General features: G+C 61.5%; 1 protein-coding gene. It reads right to left on the bottom strand.

The genetic code is table 11. The annotated features are described in order from the left end of the window. A partial coding sequence (locus HX773_RS25385) for a transposase (RefSeq protein WP_176973806.1) occupies positions 1-460 on the bottom strand: 460 nt, incomplete at both ends.

Here is a 460-nt window from a genome sequence, read left to right as displayed (position 1 = left end):
CCCCGCCGCTTCCTGGCCGTTGCCCGGTTGCCGACGATAAGTCTGTTCATTCTGTAGTAGCACCCAGACGATGCGCAGATTTCGGTTAGCCAGCCGTACCGCAGCTTCCTTGCGCCCCAGGCGACTTACCCAGCGTTGCAGGCGGCGATCATCAGGCTGCTCTGAGTCGGGCCGCATTTGCCTCAACACGGCATGTGTTCCCTGAATCATCAGGCTGCTGACGTACCGGTCGCCACGCTTGCTCATTTTGCCCATGCGCACCTTTTCTCCGCTACTGTGCTGGTCGGGCACCATGCCAAAATAAGCGGCAAACTGACGCGCATCGGCAAAGCGCTCCGGCTGGGTCTGCTTGGCCAGCAGCGCTGTGGCGATAATCGGGCCTATGCCGCGCACGGTCATCAACCGCTTGGCGGTCTTGTCCGCGCTGGCCGCTGCCTCCAGACGCCCGGTTAATACATTG

Source organism: Pantoea sp. B9002 (assembly GCF_013385945.1).
Classification (GTDB): Bacteria; Pseudomonadota; Gammaproteobacteria; order Enterobacterales; family Enterobacteriaceae; genus Pantoea.
Note: the sequence above shows the minus strand (reverse complement) of the source record. Positions and strands in the feature narration are given on the sequence as shown.